This is a genomic window from Sphingopyxis sp. (assembly GCF_036402335.1).
Taxonomy (GTDB): domain Bacteria; phylum Pseudomonadota; class Alphaproteobacteria; order Sphingomonadales; family Sphingomonadaceae; genus Sphingopyxis.
On sequence record NZ_DASWTD010000242.1, the window covers coordinates 1 to 4,753 of the forward strand.

General features: G+C 66.4%; 3 protein-coding genes. All 3 read left to right on the plus strand.

Translation table 11 applies throughout. The annotated features are described in order from the left end of the window. The first annotated feature begins 360 nt into the window (after positions 1-360). The 3 genes from VGD20_RS07570 to VGD20_RS07580 all read left to right on the plus strand — a co-directional run bounded on the left by VGD20_RS07570 (position 361) and on the right by VGD20_RS07580 (position 4,342). Positions 361-1,623 (plus strand): N-acetylmuramoyl-L-alanine amidase, encoded by a 1,263-nt coding sequence (locus tag VGD20_RS07570; RefSeq protein WP_331133860.1) that lies wholly within the window; start codon positions 361-363, stop codon positions 1,621-1,623. A gap of 323 nt (positions 1,624-1,946) precedes the next feature. Continuing rightward, complete coding sequence (locus tag VGD20_RS07575) at positions 1,947-3,200, plus strand: D-arabinono-1,4-lactone oxidase (protein ID WP_331133861.1); 1,254 nt, start codon at positions 1,947-1,949, stop codon at positions 3,198-3,200. Continuing rightward, on the plus strand, positions 3,197-4,342 hold the full coding sequence (locus VGD20_RS07580) for a DSD1 family PLP-dependent enzyme (protein ID WP_331133862.1): 1,146 nt from the start codon (positions 3,197-3,199) through the stop codon (positions 4,340-4,342). The genes VGD20_RS07575 and VGD20_RS07580 overlap by 4 nt, the downstream gene beginning before the upstream one ends. The last annotated feature ends 411 nt before the right edge of the window (positions 4,343-4,753 follow it).

Sequence of the window (4,753 nt, forward strand, 5' to 3'; positions counted from 1 at the left end):
GCGGGGGGGGCGCGCAAGCGAACGCCCCGACTGTCCGGTCAACCGGGTGGACTGGCGGCAGGTCGCCCTTCCCCGTATGTCCGGCGCCAAGGCGGCCATGATCCGCATATTTGCGGAGCAGGCCTTCCCCTCAAAAGGCCGGACGGCACCGGGAACGACACCGTCAGTGAGGGCGTGCTAGCATCGGCATCTCGCGACGGCAACCACAACCACCTTGCAAAGATAGGATGGCGCGCGGGTGTTGCAAGAAAACCCACCGCGCCGAACATGCTGAATTGCCGGTTAACCCTGCCGGTTGACGGGCGTTTGACGGCCGATGGCTAATGCATGGTTTATCTTGTTCTGCGGCCCGGGGGCGTCATGTTTTTCAATAAGCGCTGGACCACGCTGCGCATCGGGCGGCATAGACGCGCCATGAGCCTGCTGCTCGTCCTGCTCGGCATGATCTGGGTCCCCACGGCTACGCTGGCGGGGCAGGTCGGTGCGATCGAAATCGGCGATTCGGAAATCACGCTGCGCTTCGACGACCTCGTCGCGGGCGCCTCCTCCTTCCTGCTCGCGGGTCCCGACCGCATCGCGCTCGACATCGCGGGCGCGCAGGCCGGCCGGTCGCTGCAAGGCGCGGGGCTGGTCCGCGCCGTGCGACAGGGACAGCCAGCCCCCGATACAGCGCGGATCGTGCTCGACCTCGCGCGGCCGGCGGTCGTGATCGGTGGGCGTTTCGCTGCCGACGGCCGCAGCCTGACCTTCCAGTTGCGCCCCGTTTCGGCGGGCGAGTTCGAACGTGCCGCGCGCGGTCCGCGCACGCAGTTGCAGCCACCCGCCGGCTTCCGTGCGAAGCCGCCCGAAAAACGCTACAGCGTGACGGTGCCGATCGGAAAGCCCAAGCCTGCGGTCGCCTTGCCGCGCATCGAAGGCCCCGACAACAGCCGCCTGCCGCTCGTCGTGATCGACGCAGGGCATGGCGGGCACGACCCCGGCGCGATCAGTCCGCACAGCGGCAAGCGCGAAAAGGACGTCACGCTCGCGCTCGCCCGCGCGATTCGCGACGACCTCGTCGCCTCGGGCCGCGTGCGCGTCGCGCTGACCCGCGCCGACGACCGCTATCTGGTGCTCGAGGAGCGCTATGGTATCGCGCGGCGGCTGAAGGCCGACCTGTTCATCTCGGTCCACGCCGACGCGGCGGAAAGCGAGACCGCGAACGGCGCGTCGATCTATACATTGTCCGAAGTCGCATCGGACCGCGAAGCGGCGCGGCTCGCGGCGCGCGAGAACAAGGCGAATATCATCAATGGTGTCGACCTCGGCGCGCACAGCGGCGAGGTGTCGTCGATCCTGCTCGACCTGACCCAGCGCGAAACAATGAATGTCTCCTCCGATTTCGCACGCCTGCTCCAGCGCGAGGCGAGCGAAGCGATTAAATTCCGCACGCATGCGCACCGCTTCGCTTCGCTCATTGTCCTGAAGGCGCCCGACGTTCCGTCGGTCCTGTTCGAAACGGGCTTTATCTCGAACAAGGTCGATGCCGAATTCCTCGCCTCGCCCGCCGGGCAGAAAAAGGTCGCGCGCGGCGTTCGCGACGCCGTCCAGATCCACTTCGCGCGTCAGATCGCGGCGCGGTAGGCGCTGTTTTCTGTGGCGGCTTCTTTTCGGGCCGCTTCGTTTTCTCCGTCACACCGGGCTTGACCCGAGATCCGCTCTTTCCTTCAAGAAGGCAGACCCCGGATCAGGTCGGGATATATCCCATTGGAGCAAGTATATGGGGCCCGCCTTCGCGGGGGAACACCCCTTCCTTGTCGGAAGGGGATAATCGCCGATCAGGTCCGGGGTGACGATGACCGATACGGCCGCAACCGGTCATCAGCCGCCATTCGGCAATTGAAATATAGTCTTGACTAACTTTTCTCCAGCCGACAGCTTCACCTGCTCGCTGCGGGAGAAGAGGCATGGCGTGGAGCAACTGGTCGGGCAGCGTCACCGCGGCTGTGCAAGTCGCACGTCCGCAAAGCGATGACGAACTCGCGGCGCTCGTCCGCAGCGCCCGCAGGCTGCGCGTCGCCGGCGCCGGGCACAGCTTCATGCCGCTTTGCGAATCGGACGAACTGATCGTCAGTCTGGACGACATGGCGGGCGAAATCCGCGTCGCCGCCGATCGCCGGACGGCGCGTATTCCCGCGGGCTGGAGTATCCGCCGGTTGACCGCGGCCTTATGGGAAGAGGGGCTCGCGCTTGCCAACCAGGGCGACGTCAATCCGCAGTCGCTCGCGGGGGCGATGGCGACGGGGACGCACGGTACCGGGACCGATCTCGGTTCGTTGTCGACCTTTGCGCGCGGTTTCCGCCTCGTCGCCGCCGATGGCGAGGCGCACTGGTGCGACGCGACGACGAACGCCGACCTGTTCGAGGCGCAACGCCTGTCGCTCGGGTTGTTCGGCATCGCGACCGAAATCGAGGTCGCGGTGGTTCCCGCCTTCCATCTTGCCGAACGGATCGAAAAGCGACGCTGGGCCGAGGTCCGCGAAAGCTATGAGGAACTGACGCATCAGCACCGCCATGTCGAATTCTGGTTCTTTCCGCACAGCGACCATGTGATCCTGAAAACGCTCGACCCGTGCGATCCGTGCGACCCGCCGCCGAGTACGACCGACATCGAGGAGGCAACCTTCGGACGCATCCTCGACATTTCGGCGCGGCTGCCGTCCCTCACCCCCTTGCTTCAGCGCCTGATGATGCGGACGAACATCGAGGGCGGCCGTCGAGGGCCGGCGTACAGCATCTTTCCGTCCGACCGGACGCTCCGGTTCGAGGAAATGGAATATGAGATGCCCCGCGCCGCGGGGCTGGATACGCTGGAAGAGGTGGTCGGCTGGATCCGCAGGAAGCGCCTGCCCGTTACCTTCCCGTTCGAATATCGCGTCGTCGCTGCCGATGACATCTGGATGAGCCCGATGAACGCCGGGCCGGTTGCGGCGATTTCGATGCACCAATATGCAAAGATGTCCTGGCAGGGTCTGTTCGCCGACGCCGAAGAGATTTTTCGCGGCGCCGGCGGGCGGCCGCATTGGGCAAAGCGCCACACGCTGAATCGCGCCGATGTGGCGGCGCTTTATCCGATGGCGGCGCGCTATTCCGCTGTCCGCCGCGGCGTCGACCCGTATGGCAAATTCCTCAATCCGCATCTGGAGAACCTGTTCGCATGACGACCGACCGTGAATTGCACGACCATCTGATCGGCCAGCAAGGGTCGCGCGCCGACCTCAACACGCCAGTGCTCATCCTCGACGTCGATGCGCTCGACCGCAATATCCACCGGATGGCGGTGCTCGCGGCCGATCATCGCTTCGCGCTTCGCCCGCACGCGAAGACGCACAAGAGCGTCGATATCGCACGGCGCCAGATAGCGGCGGGGGCCGTCGGGGTGTGCTGCGCCAAGATCGGCGAGGCCGAAGTGCTCGCCGCGGGGGGCGTGACCGGTATTCTCATCACCTCGCCCGTCGCGGCGCCCGCCGCGATCGAACGGCTGGCAAAGCTGGCGGCGACCGCCGCGGGGCTGATGGCGGTCGTCGATCATCCGGGCGTCGCGGAACGCATCGACGCGGCACTGGCGGGGGCGGGAGCAAGGCTCGACGTGGTCATCGATATCGACCCCGGTATCGCGCGCACCGGGGTCGCCTCGGCCGAGGCGGCGGTCGCGCTCGCAAAGGTGATCGCCGCATCGCCGAACCTCGCCTATCGCGGCGTGCAATTCTACTGCGGGTCGCAGCAGCATATCGAAAGCTACGCCGACCGCCGCGCCGCGATCGTCGAGCGCACCGCCTATCTGCAGGACATCATCGCTGCGCTCTCCGGGGCGGGCTTTGCGCCCGGCATCGTCACCGGATCGGGGACCGGCACGCACCGCATCGACCTCGAACTCGGCATCTTCACCGAATTGCAGGCGGGCAGCTATGTCTTCATGGACAAGCAATATCTCGACTGCGACCTCGTCGATGGCGGCGAGCCGCCGTTCGAGGTTTCGCTGTCGGTCGATGCGCGCGTCGTCAGTGCGAACCACAGCGGCCTCGTCACGATCGACGCCGGATTCAAATCGCTGTCGACCGACGGCGGCGTCGCGGTGGTGCAGCGCGGCGCGCCCGAAACCGCCTTTTTCGCCTTCATGGGCGACGAGCATGCGGCGCTGATTGCGCCCGACATCGGAACGCAGCTCGCGCCCGGCGACCCGGTCAGCCTGATCGTGCCGCACTGCGACCCGACGGTGAATCTCTATGACAATTACCACGTCGTCGCCGGGGATATGCTCGTCGACATCTGGCCGGTCGGGGGGCGCGGCTGCGCCCGATGATCGCCGACGCGACCGTCCGGCGCCCGCCGCAGCCGGACCGCGTTTCAGCGGATATGGTGCGGGCCAAAGTTGCCGCGATGCTGCGTTCGGCGCTCTCGATCTGACGGGTCCCCCTCCCGCAGGCGGGAGGGGTCCGGGAGGGCATGTCGCAGATCGTGCTGGAGAAACAGGCCCTCTCCCCGCCCCTCCCGCCTGCGGGAGGAGGGTCATGATGCGCCTTGCCGCAAGCATGCTTCCCTTTCGTCGACTCAGGCTTTAGAGGCGGGACATATGGCCGCTGACAGTCCGCCCGAATTCCGCCTGCGCCTGCGCCGCGACAGCAATGCGGTCATCGCATGGTTCCGCGATATGTGGACACGGCGCTGGTTCCGCTGGCTTGGTTATCTCGTGATCGCCGGCCTTCTCGCCCTC